General features: G+C 64.6%; 17 protein-coding genes. 5 read left to right on the forward strand and 12 right to left on the reverse strand.

Annotation, left to right across the window (positions count from 1 at the left end; all coding sequences use genetic code 11):
• Window positions 1–258 precede the first annotated feature (258 nt).
• Window positions 259–873: an EthD domain-containing protein gene (locus GQY20_RS31345; protein WP_157221110.1), complete on the reverse strand. Its 615-nt coding sequence runs from the start codon at window positions 871–873 to the stop codon at window positions 259–261.
• A gap of 122 nt (window positions 874–995) precedes the next feature.
• Between GQY20_RS31345 and GQY20_RS31350 the strand changes: the two genes are divergently transcribed.
• A complete protein-coding gene (locus GQY20_RS31350; protein WP_157221111.1) occupies window positions 996–1,727 on the forward strand; it encodes a glutathione S-transferase family protein in 732 nt (243 codons plus the stop codon).
• Window positions 1,728–1,853: 126 nt separating this feature from the next.
• Here GQY20_RS31350 and GQY20_RS31355 read toward each other — a convergent pair whose 3' ends face one another.
• Window positions 1,854–2,327: a nuclear transport factor 2 family protein gene (locus tag GQY20_RS31355; RefSeq protein WP_157221112.1), complete on the reverse strand. Its 474-nt coding sequence runs from the start codon at window positions 2,325–2,327 to the stop codon at window positions 1,854–1,856.
• Between the two features lie 121 nt (window positions 2,328–2,448).
• Window positions 2,449–3,339, reverse strand: coding sequence for an HpcH/HpaI aldolase/citrate lyase family protein (locus GQY20_RS31360; protein ID WP_157221113.1), 891 nt, complete (start codon window positions 3,337–3,339; stop codon window positions 2,449–2,451).
• A gap of 271 nt (window positions 3,340–3,610) precedes the next feature.
• Here GQY20_RS31360 and GQY20_RS31365 point away from each other — a divergent pair, with 271 nt between their 5' ends.
• The 3 genes from GQY20_RS31365 (at window position 3,611) to GQY20_RS31375 (ending at window position 9,237) form a co-directional block, all read left to right on the forward strand.
• Window positions 3,611–5,362 carry an N-acyl-D-amino-acid deacylase family protein gene (locus GQY20_RS31365; RefSeq protein WP_157221114.1) on the forward strand — a complete coding sequence of 584 codons (1,752 nt, stop codon included), beginning with the start codon at window positions 3,611–3,613 and terminating at the stop codon, window positions 5,360–5,362.
• Between the two features lie 240 nt (window positions 5,363–5,602).
• Window positions 5,603–7,360: an N-acyl-D-amino-acid deacylase family protein gene (locus tag GQY20_RS31370; RefSeq protein WP_157221115.1), complete on the forward strand. Its 1,758-nt coding sequence runs from the start codon at window positions 5,603–5,605 to the stop codon at window positions 7,358–7,360.
• A 134-nt stretch (window positions 7,361–7,494) separates the two neighbouring features.
• The gene (locus GQY20_RS31375) at window positions 7,495–9,237 is read left to right on the forward strand and encodes an N-acyl-D-amino-acid deacylase family protein (protein ID WP_157221116.1); all 1,743 of its coding nucleotides are present in this window, start codon (window positions 7,495–7,497) and stop codon (window positions 9,235–9,237) included.
• Window positions 9,238–9,418: 181 nt separating this feature from the next.
• On the opposite strand, the gene GQY20_RS31380 is transcribed toward GQY20_RS31375, so the two are convergent.
• From GQY20_RS31380 to GQY20_RS31405, 6 genes are all read right to left on the reverse strand, one after another.
• Window positions 9,419–10,816, reverse strand: a complete 1,398-nt coding sequence (locus GQY20_RS31380) for an efflux transporter outer membrane subunit (RefSeq protein ID WP_157221117.1) — start codon at window positions 10,814–10,816, stop codon at window positions 9,419–9,421.
• Window positions 10,813–11,943: an HlyD family secretion protein gene (locus GQY20_RS31385; RefSeq protein WP_157221118.1), complete on the reverse strand. Its 1,131-nt coding sequence runs from the start codon at window positions 11,941–11,943 to the stop codon at window positions 10,813–10,815. The genes GQY20_RS31380 and GQY20_RS31385 overlap by 4 nt, the downstream gene beginning before the upstream one ends.
• Window position 11,944: 1 nt before the next feature.
• Window positions 11,945–13,636, reverse strand: coding sequence for an MFS transporter (locus GQY20_RS31390; RefSeq protein ID WP_157221119.1), 1,692 nt, complete (start codon window positions 13,634–13,636; stop codon window positions 11,945–11,947).
• 77 nt (window positions 13,637–13,713) lie between these two features.
• On the reverse strand, window positions 13,714–15,165 hold the full coding sequence (locus GQY20_RS31395) for an ATP-binding protein (RefSeq protein WP_157221120.1): 1,452 nt from the start codon (window positions 15,163–15,165) through the stop codon (window positions 13,714–13,716).
• A gap of 133 nt (window positions 15,166–15,298) precedes the next feature.
• A complete protein-coding gene (locus GQY20_RS31400) occupies window positions 15,299–15,763 on the reverse strand; it encodes a winged helix DNA-binding protein (protein WP_232476363.1) in 465 nt (154 codons plus the stop codon).
• A 2-nt stretch (window positions 15,764–15,765) separates the two neighbouring features.
• Window positions 15,766–16,914 carry a GNAT family N-acetyltransferase gene (locus tag GQY20_RS31405; protein WP_157221122.1) on the reverse strand — a complete coding sequence of 383 codons (1,149 nt, stop codon included), beginning with the start codon at window positions 16,912–16,914 and terminating at the stop codon, window positions 15,766–15,768.
• 158 nt (window positions 16,915–17,072) lie between these two features.
• On the opposite strand from GQY20_RS31405, the gene GQY20_RS31410 reads away from it, so the two are divergent.
• Window positions 17,073–18,077 (forward strand): LysR family transcriptional regulator, encoded by a 1,005-nt coding sequence (locus GQY20_RS31410; RefSeq protein WP_269769803.1) that lies wholly within the window; start codon window positions 17,073–17,075, stop codon window positions 18,075–18,077.
• A gap of 21 nt (window positions 18,078–18,098) precedes the next feature.
• Here the strand turns inward: GQY20_RS31410 and GQY20_RS31415 are convergent, their stop codons facing one another.
• The 3 genes from GQY20_RS31415 to GQY20_RS31425 form a co-directional block, all read right to left on the reverse strand.
• Complete coding sequence (locus GQY20_RS31415; RefSeq protein WP_157221124.1) at window positions 18,099–18,407, reverse strand: UBP-type zinc finger domain-containing protein; 309 nt, start codon at window positions 18,405–18,407, stop codon at window positions 18,099–18,101.
• Window positions 18,408–18,442: 35 nt separating this feature from the next.
• On the reverse strand, window positions 18,443–19,000 hold the full coding sequence (locus GQY20_RS31420; protein ID WP_157221125.1) for an NADPH-dependent FMN reductase: 558 nt from the start codon (window positions 18,998–19,000) through the stop codon (window positions 18,443–18,445).
• 103 nt (window positions 19,001–19,103) lie between these two features.
• Window positions 19,104–20,225 (reverse strand): HlyD family secretion protein, encoded by a 1,122-nt coding sequence (locus GQY20_RS31425; RefSeq protein WP_232476361.1) that lies wholly within the window; start codon window positions 20,223–20,225, stop codon window positions 19,104–19,106.
• Window positions 20,226–20,250: the final 25 nt, after the last annotated feature.

The following is a 20,250-nucleotide window of genomic DNA, read 5'->3' on the forward strand; positions in this document are numbered from 1 at the left end:
CGTTCTCGCGACGCCTTATGGGATCGAACCGGACAACTCCTCGACCTCTTCCCCGCCCACGAATGTCAGAATTATATCCGTCATGCCGGATATGATCCCGTATGATCACAAAATGCTCTAAGGGGGAGGGGGACCAGCCGCAGGCTGGTGGAGGGGTTCACGCCGCATCATTCGCAACGTCGCGTCTTGAACGACCCGGAACCCCTCCACCGCGCTACGCGCGGTCCCCCTCCCCCTGCGGGGGAGGATGAGAAAAGGTCAGCTCACTACGTCTTTCATCGCCGCCATCTCTTCGGGCGTATATTCGAACGCTTCGGTCTTCAGCCGGTGCGCGATCGTCCACCCTGCCGGCGCCTCGGGCAGCAGGGCAGGGGGATCCCACAGCAGCGCGCCTGCCTGGTAGGCGATGGGCCGGGCCGGATCCATGGTGCTGAGCAGGTCGAGCACCACGCGGGTGCAGCGGATCCCGGCCAGCCACTCACCCAGTCCCGTATCACTGCCGCCGTCGCGCACGAGCAGCAGCAGCAGATGCGGCACACCGGTCTCGGTCCCGCGCGGCGGGCCGCTCACCAGCTTTTCCTCACTCAAGGCGGGGCGGATCATCGGCTGGTCGGTGAACTGGCGCTCATCCTCGCGCATCGTGTCGCCGACCGGGCCCGACATCAGCCCGGCGCCCTTCTCCGGATTGCTGGTCCAGAATTCGCTGTAGCAGTCGAAGCCGGGTTCTCCGGCATCGTCGGTCAGGTGGTTGCGGACATATTTGTCGAAATGGAACCAGCGCAGCGCGAGCTTGGAATGGCGCCGTTCATAATAGTCCCGAAACGCGGCGCGCGACACGTCGTGGCGCCTCGGCATGAGGCAGATCGTCTTCAAGGTCCGTCTCCCGTTTCCACGCATTCGCGTAACATCTTTTGTGATAGGCTACGCACCGTGACAGCATATTGATCTTTCCAAGGCAATGCGCCAGCGATCCCGGACCACAAGCGGAGGATGCGATGATCGAGCTCTTGGGCATGTCCAGCCCCAACGTCGTCAAGATCGTGATCATGCTGGAGGAACTGGGTGTCCCCTATAAGCTGACCCATTTCGACGTCTTCTCCGGTGCGCAGCACGGCGCGGAATTCCGCGCCAAGAGCCCCAACGGCAAGGTGCCGGTGCTGATCGACGAGGATGGTACCCCGGTGTTCGAAAGCGCGGCGATCCTGCTCCACCTCGCCCGCAAATCCGGCCGCTTCATGCCGCCGGAGAGCGATGTCGACGCGCGGCGCATCGCCGATCAGTGGCTGATGTTCCAGACCGCCTCGATCGGGCCGATGTTCGGCCAATATGTCCATTTCTTCCGCTATGCACCGACCGAGACCTATGGTCTCAAGCGCTATGCCAGCGAGGCGGCGCGCCTGCTCGGCGTGCTCGACCGGCATGCGGCGGAATCGCCCTATCTGTCGGGCAAGGATTATGGCCTGGCCGACATGGCAACCTGGCCCTGGATCCGCACCGCCGACCAGATGTTCCCGCTGTTCACCGAGCAAGGCATGTGGAGCCGCCTTCCAGCGCTGCGCGCATGGTTCGACAAGGTGGGCGAGCGGCCGGGCGTGAAAGCCGGCGTAGAGTCGATCGCACGGCTGATGCCGGACGATGCCGCCGCCTTCCAGCGCGCCGACAGCGAGGCGATGGACCGCTTCTTCGGCCGCGGTAAGTTCGACCACGCGCCGGGGGTTGTTGCCTGATCCAACCCCGTTCGGTTCGAGCGTAGTCGAGAACTTCACCCGAGCGAAGTCGAGGGGCTCTTCTGTTGCCTTCTCGGCTGCGCTCGAAAAGCGTTCTCGACTTCGCTCGAACCGAACGGCATGTGCTTATTCCGCCCGGTTGACTGCCTTCGACGTCACGCCGGCGGGGCCTTCAGACAGATAGCAGGAATAGATGCGGTTCGCGACCCGCCAGCCCTCGGCGGTGCGCACCAGCTCGTCGTCGTAGAGCCCCCACATCGAGTAGAGCGCGCCTTCGAATTCGTTCTTGCCGCGATGGACCGCATAATATTGCACCTTGGCCCGGGCGGTGTCGCCGTCCACCGCGATGCGGAAGTTGAGCACATTGTGGTGCGTCGCGGCGCAATTGGAATCCGGACCGAGATTGGCGTGCATCGAAGCGATCAGGCTCGCGCGGTTAGGGCTGATCACGCCGGGCCCGAGCGCCTGCGTGTAATCGCTGGTCGCGTCTTCGGTGAAAACCTCGTGCATGTCGTCGAAAGTCTTGGCGTCCACGATCTCGCAATAGCGGATGTAGACCTGTTCGATGGCATGCTTGTCCATCAGATATTCAAGGGACATCGATTTACCTCCTGGGTTCAATATCGTTCGTTACCCAGCGAAAGCTGGGGTCACTCTCTACAGGCATCCGGCTCGTGGTCGAGAGCGACCCCAGCTTTCGCTGGGGTGACGGGTAAAGCGGTCAGCGCCCGACCAGCGCCAGCGTCGCCTGGGCACGCTTCAAATGCGGAGCGTCGAGCATCTCGCCGTCCATGCCGATCGTGCCGAGCCCCGGATTGGCGGCGAACAGGTCGACGATGCGTTGCGCCTTGGCGACTTCGTCATCGCTGGGCGTGAAGGCGCGGTTGATCGTCGCGACCTGATCGGGATGGATCGCCATCATGCCGCGGAAACCGGCGCTGCGCGCGGCGCTGGCAATGCGCTCGAGGCCCGCCACGTCGCGGAAATTGCCATGAATCGTCTCGATGCCCGGCACCCGCGCCGCGGCCGCGCCGGCGAGGCAGAGCGTGCGGCAAAGCTGGTAGGGATGATCGTAGCTGCCATCCTCCTGCCGGTTGGTCAGCGCGCCGAGCGCGGTCGCGATATCCTCGGCGCCCCAAGTCATCGCCGCCAGCCGCGGCGCGCCGGCATAGCTGCCGATCGAGAACAGCCCCTCGGCCGTCTCCGTCGCCACGATGATGATGTGGATGGAGCCGCGGGTGACGCCGGCCGCGGCCTCCAACGCGGAGAGATAATGGTCGACCGTCTCGACGTCGGCGCGCGAGCGTACCTTAGGCAGCATGATGCCGCCAGGCCGCCCCGGCACGATCGCGGCGAGATCGTCCAGCGTATGCGGCGTATCCAGCGGATTGACCCGCACCCACGGGCGCTCGCCCGTGTCGGGCGCGGCATCGAGGAAGGCGCGCACCGTCTTGCGCGCCTCCGCCTTCACGCCCTCGGCGACTGCGTCCTCGAGATCGACGAGCAGCAGGTCGGCGCCGGCGGCGCTGGCCTTCTCCAGCTTGCGCGGACTGTCCCCGGGCACGAACAAGAGCGAGCGCGCAGTGAAGGCGCGTGCGGGATCAGAGCTCATTTCCCCTCCTGGATGCGGCGCCGCGGCGCGAATCGCGTCAGGACCGAATATGCATTTCGCCTTCGCTGCGCCACAGCGACGTGCGATCGCGTCGCTACATGCCGCATATTATACGCATCGTGCCGCTGTCCGCGCTTTCCGCCCTTGCGGAAAAGCACCGCCTCGGCTAATTTCCGCGCCATAAGCACAGGCGAGTTCTCGCATATAGTGCAGGGCGCACGGCGCCGAGGGATCTCCGAACTTTTTTGGATGGTCGAGGAGAGACTGGATAATGGCTGACATTCTGATTCAGGGCGGTACCGTCATCGACGGGACCGGCGCTGAGCGCTTTGCCGCGGACGTGCGCGTCTCGGGCGGGCGCATCGCCGAGGTGGGGCCGAACCTGAAGGCGAAGCCCGGTGAGGAGGTGTTCGACGCGACGGGCTGCTTCGTCACCCCGGGTTTCATCGAAGGCCATACCCATTATGACGCGACGATGTGGTGGCAGCCGGATCTGGATCCGCTCCCCGGCGTCGGCGCGACCACCGTCATCACCGGCAATTGCGGCTTCACCGCGGCGCCTCTCTCGGACGACAAGGCTGCCCAGCTGGAGATGGTGAAGATCTTCTCCTTCTTCGAGGACATTCCCCTGGAGCCGTTCCTGAAGAACGTGCCATGGGACTGGCGGAAGTGGTCGGAATATAAGAAGTCGGTCAAGGAGAAGGTGCATCTGCCGCTGAACAATGCTGCGTTCGTCGGTCATATCGCGATCCGTCTCGCGGCGATGGGCCTCGAGGCGTGGAAGCGCCCTGCCACGGCCGAGGAGCGCAAGGTCATGGCGGACATGCTCGACGAAGCGCTCTCGGCAGGCGCGCTCGGCCTGTCGACCAACCTGCTTGATCATGATGGCGAGGACCGCCCGATCCCGACGCTGGTCGCCGACGATGCCGAATTCTCGACGCTCTTCGACGTGCTCGAGAAGCACCCGCATACCGTCTTCCAATGCATCATCGACGTGGCGCTGATGCGCGACACCGGGCCGGCGCAGACCGACCGCATGGCGAGGCTGCTCAAGGGCCGCAAGATCCGCACGCAGCTGACCGGCGCCATCCCGACGGTCGCCTACCAGAACTATCTCCTCCAGCCGATGGTCGAGAAGGTCGAGGCGATGCGCGCCGAAGGCATGGATATCTGGCCGGGCTATGCGCATGTGCCGCTTACCGGTCAGCTCAGCATCTACAAGTCGCTGATCTTCGCCCAGTCGAACGACTATGTCTGGCACGAGGTGGTGCTCGAGGAGGATCTGGAGAAGAAGGCCCAGATGCTCGCCGATCCCGAATGGCGCGCCCGTGCGCGGGCCAGCTGGGACGGCGAGGTGCCGAAGCATTCTCCGCAGAACAACCCGAGCATGCTGCTGCTGACCAAGCTCGGCTCCGACAACGGGGCGGGTCCGTTCTGCACGCTGGCGGAATATGCCGAACAGCTCGGCGTGCACCGTTCTGACGCGATGGCCGAATGGCTGCTGCGCAACGGCGTGATGTCGACGGTGCGGATGGCGCCGTTCGACATGGACGAAAAGGTCGTGGTCGACATGATCAAGGATTCGCGGACGCTGGGAAACATCACCGATGCCGGTGCCCACCTCCAGATGCTTTGCGGCGGTGGCGAGAACCTGATCTATCTCATCAAATATGTCCGCGAGCAGAAGGCGATCTCGCTCGAGCAGGCGATCCACACCATGTCGGGAAAGATTGCCGAGCATTTCTTCCTGACCGACATCGGCGAAATCAAGGCGGGCAAGCGCGCCGATATCGTGGTGTTCGATCTCGACGAGATCCAGCAGCACGACATGGAGAAGGTGTACGACGTCACCGACGGCAAGGGCGGCATCACCTGGCGCTATACCCGCAAGGCGGCGCCGATGAAGCTGACCCTCGTCAATGGCGAGGCGACCTTCCGCGACGGTGCCTATACCGGTGCCAAGCCGGGCGACTTCCTGGAGCCGGCCCAGGCCGACGCGGCGATGGCGGTCGCTGCGGAATAGAACGGTCTATCTCATCCTCCCCATTGAAGATGGGGAGGGAGACCATGCGCAGCATGGTGGAGGGTAAAATCCGCGATTGCTCATCTGGAAGCACTCGAGCAATCGTTCCGTATTTCCCCTCCACCGGCCTTTGGCCGGTCTACCTCCCAGCCGAGCTGGGAGGGTAGGCACGGGACGAGATCAGCCGGCGGGCGAATGAATCAAAGCCAAGCGTGACCGGGATAAGCGAGGAGAGCGGAAATGGCAGACATGGTGATCAAGGGCGGCACGGTGGTGGACGGCACCGGCGCCGATGCGTTCAAGGCCGATGTGCGTGTTGCAGGCGGCAAGATCGTCGAGGTGGGTGCCGACCTCGCCGTGAAGGCGGGTGAGGAAGTGTTCGACGCCGCCGGCTGCTATGTGACGCCCGGCTTCATCGAGGCGCACACTCATTATGACTCGACCATGTGGTGGCAGCCCGATCTCGATCCGCTGCCCGGCTATGGCGCGACGACGATCGTGATGGGCAATTGCGGCTTCTCCGCCGCGCCGCTCTCCGACGACAAGGCCGCGCAGATGGAAATGATCAAGATCTTCTCCTTCTTCGAGGACATCCCGCTCGAGCCGTTCATGCAGCATCTGCCGTTCGATTGGCGGAAATGGTCCGAGTACAAGGAGTCGATGGTCAGCAAGGTGAAGATGCCGCTGAACTACACGACCTATGTCGGCCATATCGCGATCCGCATCGCGGTGATGGGCACCGAGGCGTGGAACCGTCCGGCGACCGCCGAGGAGCGGGCCAGGATGGCCGAGCTGCTCGACGACGCGCTGAAGGCGGGTGCGCTCGGCCTCTCGACAAACCTGCTCGATCATGACGGCGAGGATCGCCCGATCCCGACGCTCGTCGCGGACGACGCCGAATTCGTCGCGCTGTTCGAGGTGCTGCAGCGCTATCCGAGCGCCAGCTTCCAGTGCATCATCGACGTGGCGCTGATGCGCGACAATGGCGACAAGCAGATCGAGCGGATCGGCGGCCTGCTGAAGGGACGCGGCATCCGCGTCCAGTTCACCGGCGCGGCGCCGACATCCTCCTATCAGGACTATCGCATCGAGGGCATGAAGCAGCTCATCGCCCGGCTGCGCAGCGAAGGGCTCGACGCGTGGCCTGCCTATGGCCATACCCCGCTCAGCGCCCAGGTGAGCATCTATCGTTCCCTGCTGTTCGCACAGTCCAACGACTATGTGTGGCACGAGGCTGTGAAGGCCGAAGGCGATGCCGCGAAGGAAGCGATCCTGCGCGATCCCGAGTGGCGCGCCCGTGCGCGCGAGAGCTGGGACACCAAGATCTATCCGCAATCGCCGATGGCCAATCCGCACCTGTTGCTGCTGACCAAGCTCGGTTCCGAGAACGGCACCGGTGGCCCGTTCGGCCTGACCCTCAAGGAATATGCCGAGCAGCTCGGCGTGCACACGTCCGACGCGGCGGCCGACTGGCTGCTCGCCAACGGCGTCAACTCCGCCATTCGTATGGCGCCGATGCCGATGAACGACGCGGAAGTGGCCGTGCAGGTGCAGGATCCCAAGTCGGTCGGCAACGTCAACGATTGCGGCGCGCATCTCCAGATGCTCTGCGGCAGCGGCGAGAATGTGATCTTCCTGACCAAGTTCGTCCGCGACAAGAAGCTGATCACGCTCGAGCAGGCGATCCACACCATGACCGGCAAGATCGCCGAGCATTTCTTCCTGAACGAGATCGGCGAGATCAAGCCGGGCAAGCGCGCAGACATCGTCGTGTTCAATTTCGACGAGATCCAGCAGCGCGACATGGAGAAGCGCTACGACGTCGAGGATGGCAAGGGCGGCATCATGTGGCGCTACACCCGCCAGGCGGCGCCGATGCGGCTGACGATGGTCAACGGCGTGCCGATCTTCCGCGACGGCGCCTACACCGGCGAGAAGCCAGGCGATTATCTCGAGCCGCTGAATACCGAGGCGCCGGTAGCGATCGCGGCCGAATGATGGTTCGGGCCGGACGGGTGAGGCCTCGTCCGGCCCCCTTTGAAACAAGCACGGGCGGCTCCGGCCGGACATGATGCGGGCTTCGGCCCAGAGGGATAATCCCCGCAACCAAGAGACGACGGAGCGACGAGTTAATGTCCGACATCCTCATCCGCGGCGGTACCGTGATCGACGGCACCGGCGCGAAGCCCTTTGCCGCCGACGTGCGCGTTTCCGGCAGCACCATCGCGGAGATCGGTCAGGGCCTGAATGCGAGGCCCGGCGAGCAGGTGGTGGACGCCACCGGCTGCTATGTGACCCCCGGCTTCATCGAGAGCCACACCCATTATGACGCCACCATGTGGTGGCAGCCGGACCTGGATCCGCTGCCCGGCATGGGCGCGACCACCGTCATCCTCGGCAATTGCGGCTTCACCGCTGCGCCGCTCTCCAAGGAGAAGGCGGCACAGATGGAGATGATCAAGATCTTCTCCTTCTTCGAGGACATCCCCCTGAAGCCGTTCCTCCAGAACGTGCCGTGGGATTGGGAGAAATGGTCCGAATACAAGGCCTCGATGGCCAAGAATGTCCAGCTGCCGACCAACTATTCCGCCTTCGTCGGCCATATCACGCTGCGCCTGGCGGCGATGGGCCTCGAGGCATGGGAGCGCGCGGCGACGCCGGCCGAGATCGCGCGCATGGCCGAGTTGCTGACCGACGCGCTCGATGCCGGCGCGCTCGGCATGTCCGACAATCTCCACGATCATGATGGCGACGACCGCCCAATTCCGACGCTGCTCGCCGATGACGCCGAGTTCGAGGCGCTGTTCGATGTGCTCGCCCGCTATCCGGGCGTCACCTACCAGGTGATCATCGACACTTTCATGCGCATGACCGGCCCGCAGAGCCTCGAGCGCCTCGAGCGCCTGACCAAAGGCAAGGGCATCCGTATGCAGGTCGCCGGCGCCATCCCGACGCTGGGCTTCCAGAAGGAGGCGCTGGAGCAGATGCGTCCACGCGTCGAGCGCATGCAGGCCGAGGGCGTCGACCTGTGGCCGGGCTATGCCCATGTTTCGCCGACCAGCACGCTCAGCCTGATCAAATCGCTGATCTTCGCCCAGTCGAACGACTATGTCTGGCATGAGGTCGTTCTTGCCGAGACCCATGAGGAGAAGGCGCGCATGCTCGCCGATCCGGAGTGGCGCGCGCGGGCTCGGGAGAGCTGGGACACGATGGCCTGGCCGCATTCGCCGATGAACAACCCGCACAACCTGAACCTGTTCGATTCCGAGAATGGCGCCGGCCCGGTCGGCCTCACGCTGAAGGATTTCGCCGACAGCCGCGGGCTGCATCGTTCGGACGCGATGGCGCAGTGGATCCTCGAGAACGGCACCAGGTCGACCGTTCACATGGCGCCTTTCCCGAAGGACGAAGAGCTCACCGTCAAGCTGATGCATGACGAGAAATCGGTCGGCAACATCTCGGATGCCGGCGCGCATCTCCAGATGCTGTGCGGCGGCGGCGAAAACATCCTGCTCTTCACCAAATATGTGAAGGAAGGCGTGATCTCGATCGAGCAGGCCGTGCATGTGAAGACCGGCAAGCTCGCCAATTTCTTCGGCCTGACCGAGACCGGCGAGATCAAGACCGGCAAGCGCGCGGACATCGTCGTCTTCAACATCGACGAGATCCAGTATCGCGACATGGAGAAGCGCTTCGACGTTCCCGATGGGGAGGGCGGCACCACCTGGCGCTTCACCCGCCAGGCCGCGCCGATGCGCCTTACCCTAGTGAACGGCGTCGCGACGTTCGACGGCACCCGGTCCACGGGCGCACGTCCCGGCGAATATCTCGCGCCGCGCGCCGCGAGCGAGGCGATCGCGATGGCTGCCGAGTAGGCTCCGCTTCATCCTCTCCATCTTCGCTCTCGGATCGGAGATGGGAGGACAGCCGTCTTGCGAGAGGGTGGTGGTTTGAGAGGGCGTCTTGGCGCAGGTCCAGCTGCGCCAAGATGAAACGGATCAAAATCGCGCTTCGACAGCTAATGGCTCGCTGCGGTCTGTGCTGCCCGGAGTGGGCTCAATCGCGTGTTGCCTGAAGGATACTTTCCTCACTCCAGCCGCCGCCCATCGCTTGATAGAGCTGCACCCGTGCGGTCAGCGCGTCTGCCTGGAGCTGGACGAGAGTGAGCTGGACCGACAGCAGCCCACGTTGCGCGTCGAGCTGCTCCAGATAGGGCGAATAGCCTTCCCGATACCGGTTGCTGGCCAGGCGAAGCGCCTCGGCAAGTGCGTCTCGCTGCGCTGCGGCCTGGCCGATCTGCTCGTCCACTCGCTTCGCGGTGGCAAGCGCATCTTCCACCTCGCGCAGTCCGGTCAGCACCGTCCGGCGATAGGCAAAGGCCGCCTGGTCCCTCTGCGCGCCCGCCGCTTCCGCTTGTGCAGTGAGGCGGCCGCCCTCGAACAGCGGCGCGAGCACGCTGCCGCCGGCGGACCAGATGGTGATCGGGTCGCTGAGCAGCGTCGAGATCGCGGCGCCAGCCGCAGCCGAAAGGCGCACCTGCGGCAGGAAGCGCTTCCGCGCCGCCGCCAGCGATTTGTCCGCGCCGGCGAGCTGATATTCGGCCTGGGCGATATCGGGGCGGCGACGCAGCAGGGCCGAGGGCAATCCTTCGCCGATAAGGGGTTTGTGCAGCTTGTCGAGCGACAAGCCGCGGGTGATAGTAGCTGGCGGATCGCCGGTAAGCTGGCTTAGCGTGTTTTCCACGCGTGAGATCGCAAGCTCGATCTGCGGGATGATCTGCGCCGTCGCCTCATATTCCGCCCTGGCTTGCTGCAGTTCCAGCTTGGGCGAATAACCGCGCTCCACCCGGGATGTCGCGACCCGGAGCGATTCTGATCGTGCGGCCAGGGTTGCGCGCGCCACCTCCAGCCGGGCATCGAGCCCGAGAAGCGTGATATAGGCGTTTGCGGTCGCGCCGGCGACGGAGAGGCGCACGCCGTCCCGTGCGGCCTGGCTCGCGAAGTAGATGGCACGGGCTGCCGCCCGCTGATCCGCGAGGCGGCCGAAAATATCCGCCTCCCACGCGATCTGGATCTGAGGTTGCACGGCATTCTGCTCGACCGGCAAGCCAAAGGCGTTGACGCTGCGTGAGCGTGCGCCCGCGGCGCTGACGTCGAGCGTGGGTAGCAGCTGTGCCCGTGCCAGCTGCTCGTTCGCTTGTGCTTCGCGGACCCGACCCATCGCAATGCCGATGTCAGGATTGTTCGCCAGTGCCTTTTCGACCAGCGCGGTCAGCGTGCCATCACCGAAGCCTTGCCACCAGGCAATGTCGATTGGTGCGGTCGGCCCGGCATCGGTCCGCCAGGCCGACGGGGGCGCGAGTGCCGGAAGGCGGGCCGTTTCGACCATGGGTCCGGCGCACCCCGTCGCCAGCAACAGCATGGCAGGCTGCCAGGAAGGAAATCGGACCGTCATCGGCCATTGCCATATGTGCGGACCTTGACCTCCACCGACATGCCGGGCCGCAGCCTTCGGGACGCTTCCTGCCCGGGATCGACGCGGATGCGCACCGCGATGCGCTGGGCGACCTTCACGAAATTGCCCGTGGCGTTGTCCGGCTTGATCACTGCGAACTCCGAGCCCGCTGCCGGTGAGATATTCTCGATATGGCCGCGCAATCTGGTGCCGCCCAGGGCATCGACCTTGAACGTCGCCACCTGGCCGATCCGCATGTCGGCGGTCTGGGCTTCCTTGAAATTGGCAACGATCCACACGTCATGCGGCACGAGGAACATCAGTTGCGTCCCTGCCGTCGCGTAGGCGCCGTTGCGCACGCCGATTTCCGAGAGCTGCCCGTCGACGGGTGCGCGGATCACCGTATTGTCGAGATCGACCTGGGCCAGCCGCAGCGCGGCCTTAGCGCCTTCGACCGCGGCCTCCAATCCCAGGCGGCCGACGACGACGGTGCGCACGTCCTGCGTGCCGATCGCGCGTCCGGCCACCGCCTGGCGGACCGAGGCCTGCGCGGCCAGCAACGCGGCGCGGGTCTGGTCATATTCGCGAGTCGAGATCGATCCATCGGCGACGAGCGCCTGGGCGCGCCGCATGTCGGCTTCGGCGCGGACGAGCTGTGCCTGGGCATTGGCGATGCCGGCATCCTGGCTGGCCGTCGCCACCTCGCGCGATCGTTGCGCCTGGGTCGAGTTCGCCAGGGCGGCTTCCTGTGCGGCAACGTTGGCCCGTGCCTGCTCCACCCGGGCGCGATAAATGCGGTCGTCGATCGTGGCCAGGATCTGCCCCGCATGCACTTCGGCGAAATCCTGGACCGGTACGCTGGTGACATAGCCGCTAACCTGCGGGCTGATGATCGTCACTCGGCCGCGGACATAGGCATTGTCGGTCTTTTCGGCGAGGCCGGCAAAAGGAGGCAGCCGCCAAGCATAGAGGATTGCCAGAATGGCGACGACCGCGATCGCGACGATCGCGATGATCGTAGTCGGGTTTTTCTCCGGTGGTCGCCAGCCGCTCGCAGGCTCCTCCGGCGGCGGCGGCACGGTGGCGGTCTTCGGCTCCGTCGAGGGCGGGTTGCCCGGCTGATCCATCCTAGCGTCCCTTTTTCGCCATGGCTTGCTGTGCTGCCTGAGCCGCCTGCATCATCCTTTGCTGAAGCAGGACGACAGGTGACATTTCGTGGCGCCGCAGAATCGACCAGCGGATCGCAAAACCCCACAGTGTCGCGAGCACGGCGAGCACACCCGCGAGAAAGAATACGTCGTTATAGGCCAGGATATTGGCCTCTCGTGCTACCTGCTGGGCCAGCAGCGCGGCACCTTCCGCGCTGCGCAGCGCCGGATCCCCGACCACGCCTGCGACTGCGCTGCTGCCCGCCCTGATACGCCCGGCGACAAGGGGATCGGTCATCACGATCCGCTGAACCAGCTCGTGCGAATGGAATTTCTCGCGCACGATCTGGAATGTTCCGAGCAAGGCGGTGCCGACCAGGCCGCCGACGCTCTGGCTGATGCTGAACAGCACGACGAAGCTCACGAAATTGCGTCCACCTGCCAGCAGAGTACGCGCAATGCCGATCACCATCGCCTGGCCGAGGAACAGCAGCGAGGCGAAGCCGATCAGCGCCTGGCTGACGTAGAATTGCTCGGCCCGAGTCACGTTCGTCGCGTTCGCGTCCATGAAGGCGCCGATCGCGATCAGGATCGTCGCGACGTTGAGCGGGCTCGCCAGATCTTGCGGACGGAAGCTCAGCACGCCCACGACGAGGCCGAGAATGGATGCGCCGACGATGATCAGGTTCAGGACGATCATCTGATCGTTGAGCAGCCCGAAGACGGTGAGCAGGCCCACCGATCCGAAGGTCTGCTCGGAAAGCAGGATGCGGATCGAAGACGCGATCAGCATCAGCCGGATCATCTCTCGGGTGCCGAGCCAGCGCGTGTTGATCAGCGGATTGGCGCGGCGATGCTCGACGACGAGGGCCGCGGCGATCAGCCCGATGCCGGCGACGAGCGACCAGCCCATCCAGGCGCGCTCGGTCCACCACTCGATGCGCCCCTCCGAGAGCACCGCTATGATCAGCCACATGCCTGGTGCCAGCAGCCCGAAGGTCAGGAAATCGAGCCGCTCGAACACCTTCTCGCGCTCGCTCGGCGGCAGCGGCAGGATCATGACGCAGGCCAGCGTCAGCAATGCCATCGCCAGCTCGAACCAATAGAGCATGTGCCAGTCACCCCAATCGAGCAGGCGCGGGGAGAGTGCGCGAGCCAGCGGGGTCGCAAGCTGCGGGATGCTGATCCCGATCATCACGCCGGCGAGCCGCTTGGGGGCTGGCATGGCCTGCATGAGATAGAGGATCGTCATGGTTGAGAGACCGGCGGCGGCCACCCCGCTCATCGCGCGCACGGCGACCGAGGTCCAGAAACCATGGGCGAACAGATGCAGCAGGGTGGTCGTCGCATAGGCCGCCAGCATGTAGCGGATGAAGGGTTGCAACCCGAATTGCTGGCGATATTTCACCAGCAGCAGGTTGGCCGTCACGTTGGTCATGAAATAGGCAGCGGTCAGCCAGGTGCTCTCGTTGCTGTAGAGGCCGAGCGTCCCCTGCGCGAAATTGAGGTTCACCGTCACCAGCGCGTTGCCAAGGCCCTGGGTGATGCCGATCAGGCAGCCAATCGCGAAATAGAGACGGCGCCGGCTGGATGGATGATCCGGATTGGCGGGAGAGCCGGGAAGCGTCGGCCGTTCGTGCGGCTTGAAGACGTAACCGGGCGATTCGGCCATGAGTCGTGTCGCTCCCCCTGACGCGTTTACCCTAACGGAGATCCCGCCCCTTGCTCAACGGGGATGGGGGATGAGGATCACGCCGTCTCCGCGGGCTGGGTGGTCCAGCCGAGATGCGGCAGGGTGATCGATCGTTTGCCCGATAGATCTGTGCGACACACGAAGAGATCGCGGCTCTCGATATAGCTCAGCAAGCGGCGCACCCGGCCGAGCGAACTCGTGCCGTAGGTCTGCGCGATTGCCGTGTCGCTGGGGCAGGGGGCACCTTCTCGTGCCGCGCGGGCCACAAGCAGGAACGGCCCGAGCATCTCTTCCGGAAGCCCGCGGGCGATTTCGATTGCCTGGGCCCAGTCGCCGTCCGGCCGATCGAATATGCCGGCCCGCGCGCAGGCCAGCCGGCGCGAGAAACCGGGCAGATCCAGTGGCGGCCGGGGCAGGCCCGCCATGCGGCAGCGTATGCCGAAATCCTGGAACAGCGTCGGTACCGCCCGAAACGCGCTGTCGTCGTCCGCTACGATGTCGCGCAGCACCTGTGCGACGATTGCCTCCACCTCGTCAGCGTCCTTGGCGGGCAGCGCGGGCGTGCCATGCTGAACCGGCGGCTGCTCGATCGCTTCCATCACCTCTTCGGCCGGAACCGGCGTGGGAGGAGGTGGCGGAGGCGGTGCCGGCTCTTGCGTGGCAGCGAGCAGCAGCGCCTTCATGTCTTCGCTTCCCGCCTCGGGCAGCGGCACCAGCTTGGGGCTGCCGCTGCGGGCGGAGGTCTCCACCGCAGCGATGCGCACTTCGACCGGACGGCGCGACACGGCCGGGCCGAGGGCCAGGAAGGATCCGCGCTGGAGATCGCGAATCTGCTCGGCCTGCCGCCGCTCCATGCCCAGCAGGTCGGCGGCACGGGCCATGTCGATGTCGAGGAAGGTGCGGCCCATCAGGAAATTGGAGGCTTCTGCGGCCACGTTCTTGGCGAGCTTGGCCAAGCGCTGGGTAGCGATGACACCGGCGAGACCGCGTTTGCGGCCGCGGCACATCAGGTTGGTCATCGACGAAAGCGACGCGCGGCGCACCTCTTCGGTCACCTCGGCGCCCTGCGCCGGCGCGAAGAGCTGTGCTTCGTCCACCACCACGAGCGCGGGATACCAATGGTCGCGCGGCGCATCGAACAAGGCCGAGAGGAAGGTCGCGGTGCAGCGCATCTGCCCTTCGACTTCGAGCCCCTCGAGATTCAGCACCACGGATGCGCGGTGCTCGCGGATGCGCAGCGCAAAGCGCTCGATCTCGCGCTCGGCATAATCGGCGGCTTCCACCACGACATGGCCGTAACGATCGGCCAACGTCACGAAATCCCCTTCGGGATCGATCACCACCTGCTGCACCTGCCCGGCGGAACGTTCCAGCAGCCGGCGCAGAAGGTGCGACTTTCCCGATCCCGAATTGCCCTGAACCAGCAGTCGGGTCGCCAGCAATTCCTCCAGGTCCATGGTGACGGGCTTGCCGGCGGTATCCAGCCCCATCTCGATCTGAACGGTCATGCCGACCAGCATTGGACAGGCTGGGTTGCAGGAGCAAGGCCGTAGGGAAAGTTATCCCCAGGCGATTGCCTCCCTAGGCCTGGCCCGTCACCTTCACCTCGATGTCTCCCCTGCTTGAGGTTTTCGCCGTCCGTCAGGCGCGGGGTCCGCGCTCGCCCGTCAGATAGCCGGTTATCGCAGCCCGGCCCTGTTCGGTCAGCTCCACCCAAACGCGCCTGCGATCGTGCATATCCGAGCTCCGGCGCACGAGCCCCAGTTTCTCCATCTGGCCGAGCCAGCGCAGCGACGTCGTCGGCGGCACGCAGGCGGCGATACCGACATCGCTGATCGAAAGAGCGCGGCCTTCTTCGGCGCTTGCATAGAGATCGAGCAGCATGTCCCATGCCGGTTCGGAGAACAGCGTGGCATCCAGCCAGCTATTGCGGCGCCGTCGTTCCGCATAGAGCCGCCGGGCGGCCGCGCCGTTTTCCGTGTTCGGCTTCCTGCCGTTCGCCGTCAACGCCTCGCGCCGCCTCCGCAGGCTGGAGATGATCGCGTCGATCTGCGCCACAGTCAGGTCGCAAAGCTCGTCGGGGGCGGGCCATCTCTGGCAATCCATCTTCACGCGGGCCCTCCGAGGCGCTTCGTATCGCGCTCGATCATCTCCTCACGCCCGTGATGCACGCCTAGCTGGGTGCGATCGAATGGGCCCAGTTCGTCCCAGGACCCTTCGGGCCGCAGGATCAGCATCGGATCCGCATCGATGGTGATCGCATTGGGAAGTGGATCGAGCTCCAGGCAGACTTCGCGATACTCCACGTCGGCGAACCGAAAGGAGGGGCGCCCGTCGATCAGCTTGCCGCCGAACATCTTCCACAGCGGGAAGAGGTCGAAGCGGGAATGGCCCAGGATGCGATGAAAGCCTTTGCGACGGCAATGCCGAATCGTTTCGCGCGCGAGGCGCGATGCCAGCCGCGTGTGGCGGAATTCCTTCCGAACCGCCACCCGTTCCAGCTTCGCGAAACTGCCGAAATAGCGGATGCGGGCACATCCCGCCGGTTGTCCGTCGACGAGACCGAGCAGCTGGGTCGCGCAGAAATCGTTGCCGTCATATTCTTCGTCATATTGGGCGTGTTGTTCCGCAACATAGGTGGCCGTGCGGACAGCGAAGATCTTCGCCATATCTTCGAAGGTGCGGGCGTGTACGATGTCGATGCGCTCGGTCGTGCGCCGCCGCTCCGGCGGCAGAATCAGCAACCACGCAGGCGCGTTGGGATAGAGGCCGCGCGCCGATATGAAGCCGAGCTCGTCGTGCATGCGCCGGGAAGCGTCGTTGATCGCGCGCGAAAAAAGCGGGATGCCGCGGTCGCAGCAGATCTTCGCCGCCTCGGCGATCATCGCGACCCCGGCGGGCTTCTGTCCGCGCGCCAGCAGCAGCCAGAGATAGATGGCTTCGGGCGTTTCCCCTGGATGGCTCAGCCAGAGCATATCGGGTTGAAGCCCGTTGAACTGCCCGTCCACCATCGCGGCGGCGCCCGCCGCATTGAGCGTCAGATAGGCCAGCATCGGACATTGCTCCAGCGTGGCGTGCCGCCGAACGATGCGGAACCCGTCCGGCTGGCGATGCCAGGCCGCAGCGACCGTCTGTTCATTGGCGACGGTGATCGTCTGCCGTGCGAAGCGCAGCGCAGCCAGGCTTTCCTCGAGGGATGCGTAACAGATGTCGTTCGGGGTGATGCCGGACGCTTCGATCCAGGGCATAAAAGCCATCGGCGCTTCATCGTCGCTGATTATGTGGCTGACCCGTGTAGTTGCCTCTGTTTTCATTGGCCCTCTAAGTCCTTCCCTCTATGGTTAAGACGAAAGGATTGTAGGAAGTGGAACGGCGGCGAGTCGCGATCAAGAATTCTGAACCGCGTGTTACTCCGGTGAACAGGTCTGTCGCGGCGCCTGCACAGCCCCTGCAAAGCCGCGATATTCATGCGTTTTTGATCGTGGCCGAGACAGGTAGCCTGCGCCAGGCTGCCGAGCAGCTGAACATTTCGGTGAACACCGTGCGCAGCCGCATAGAGAGGCTGGAAAAGGAACGACAGGCGAGCCTTTTCACCCGTACGCGCACAGGGGCGATGCTGACGCCGGCGGGCCGGGAACTGCAGGTGATAGCCATGCGGCTGCGGACGGAGCTGTCGCTGCGGAACCGCGCCGTGGACGACAGCCTGATCGCGCCCGGTGAGCTGCGCGTTGGCGCTAGCGAAGCGATCGGCTCAACCTGGCTCACGCCGCACATATTGGATCTGCAGACACAGTTTCCGGAACTGACGATCTCGATCCAATGCGATTATGATCTGAAGCGGGACCGCAGCCATGAACTGGATTGCGGCCTGGTTTTCTATCCTCCGGCCAATCCGGAATTGATCACCGCCAAGATCGCCACGCTGCATTTCCTGTTGTTCGCGTCCAAGCGCTATATCATGCGTAACGGCGCTCCGACCTCGCTGCACGATATGGTGCAGAACCATAAGTTCATCGAGCAGAGCGCGCCCGGCGTGAACTCGCATTTCCTGGATCTGCTGATCGGGCTGGACCGCCCCAAGGGCTTCATGCCACTGCGCACCAACAGCAGCCTGGCCCTGTTCTGGGCGGTGGCGAACGACATCGGCGTCGCACTGATGCCCACTTATGTGGTGGATCTCACGAACCGGCTGGTCCCGCTCGACTTGCCCGTCCAGTTCCGCTTCGACCTCTATTATTATTATCATCCCGAAGCGCGCGATGCTCCGCCATTACGCGCAACCATCGATTGGTTGAAGCATATGTTCGATCCCGTGCGGTACCCGTGGTTCCGCGAGGATTTCGTGCATCCGCGGGACGTGGACATCCGGCGCCGCGATGGGCGTGTCGTCAATCTCTTCGCATCGATGACGGACGATTGAGGCGACGGAGCGCCACTCGGCTCAGACGAAGCGGGGGATCGGTCCAGGATGCGGCGTCATCCGATCACGCAGATCGAACGCCACCTCGTCGATGTAGCACCAGCCCCAGCCTTCCGGCGGATCATAACCCTCGATCACGGGGTGGCCTGTGGCATGGTAATGCGCCGTGGCATGCCGATTCGGCGAATCGTCACAACAGCCGACATGTCCGCAGACCCGGCAAAGCCGCAGATGCACCCAGGGCGATCCGATCTTCAGACATTCCTCGCATCCCGCGGCGCTGGGCGTCACGTCGGCAACATCGGCGACATGGGGGCAGGCATCCGTCATGGCCTTCATCCTTCGCTATGATGGCAAGTGTGCGCTCAAGCGCCGGTGCGGGCAATCCAGGCTTCGAACGCGTGCAGGAATTGGGTCAGGAACTGGCGCGTCTTTTCCTCCGCGATCGCGCCATCCTCATCGAACAGTGCATCCGAATGCGCCAGATAGATTTCCGGCTGCTGCAGGGTCGGCATGTTGAGGAAGACGAGCGACTGACGGACGGCATGGTTCGCGCCGAAGCCGCCCATCGCGCCCGGAGACTGGCTGACGACCGCGGCCGGTTTGCGACTGAACACGCTCTGCCCATAGGGGCGCGAGCCGACGTCGATCGCATTCTTCAACGGAGCGGGGATCGAGCGATTATATTCCGGCGTCACGAACAGCACTGCGTCCGCGGCGCGCACGGCATCGCGGAACAGCGTATAGGCTTCGGGCGGATCGTCATCGAGATCGGCGTCATATAGCGGCAGGTCCCGGATCGAAACGATGTCGAGCGTCAGCGATGCCGGTGCCAATGCGGCGAGCGCGCGAGCAAGCAAGCTGCTATATCCATCCCTGCGCAGGCTTCCGACCATCACTGCCACGCGTTTGCCTTCGCTCACCCGACTCTCCGCCGTTCATCCGATGACAAGAAGCCTGGATGATCGATGAAAATTGGGCGCGGCGCAATCGGGCTACCATCGCCGCCGCTTCGCCAGCCGTTCCTCAACCACGCACGCGAACCTTCGCTGTAACCGAAAGTCCCGGCCGCAGCGTATCGGCACCGGCCTGTCCCGCACCGAAACGGATGCGCACCGGCACCCGCTGTACTATTTTCGTGAAATTGCCGGTTCCTGGTTCGAAGGGGAGCAGCGCGAAAGTCGATCCCGATCCCGGCGCGATGCTTTCCACCGTGCCCTTGAGCACATCTCCGCCTAAAGCGTCGACATCGATCGTTGCCGCCTGGCCTATACGCATTCTGCTCGTCTGCGTTTCCTTGAAATTGGCGGTTATGTAGAGCGCGTGCAGCGGCACTAGCGTCAGGAGCCGGGATCCCGGCTGAACATAGTCTCCGACGCGCACCTGCCGATTGCCGATAACCCCGTCGATTGCCGCGTAGATGATGGTGTGGCGCTGATCCTGCCGCGCTAGGTCGAGCGCGGCCCGGGCCTGCGCAACACGTGCCTCGGCAATCTGTACCGCGGCCGCCAGACCCGGCCGTTTCGCCTGCGAGACGCCGAGGCCTTGCTGCGCGACGGATAGTTCCGCCCGCGCACGCGCGGCATCCTGTTCGGCGGTGACGGCGGCCGCGGCGAACCGGTCGGCATCGCTGCGTGCCACCGCGCCGCCGGCGACGAGCGCCTGATAGCGGCGCCGATCCGCATCCGCCCGATCGGCCTGGGCCGAGGTCGATCGGATCGTGGTCTGCGCAGCGATGACACCAGCGGAGGCGAGACGTTCTTCCGCCGCTAGGCTCACCAGGGCAGCCTTGGCAGAAGCCACGCCGGCTTCGGCATCGGCAAGATCCGCTTCGGCCGCCGAGACTTTTGCATCGAATTCCTCCGGATCGATCCGCACGAGGGGCTGACCGGCCTTCACTGCCTGATTGTCCCGCACCAGCACGGATGCGACCAACCCGCGCACTTTCGGCGCGACGGTAGTTGCATCGGCGCCGACATAGGCGTCGTCGGTCGTTTCGACAGCGGGCGGTGTTGCGATCCAAGCCGCGCCGGCCAGTGCGATCGCCAGTGCCACACCCGACGCGACCAGCGTTCTGCGCGACGGCAATTTCAGCTTCCGACGGTGCTTCTCCTGCTCGGCCGCCGCTACGCTCGTCATCGCATCCATGAAACCACCCCTTGCGCGAATGATA

It is taken from the genome of Flavisphingomonas formosensis, assembly GCF_009755815.1.
Lineage (GTDB): Bacteria > Pseudomonadota > Alphaproteobacteria > Sphingomonadales > Sphingomonadaceae > Flavisphingomonas > Flavisphingomonas formosensis.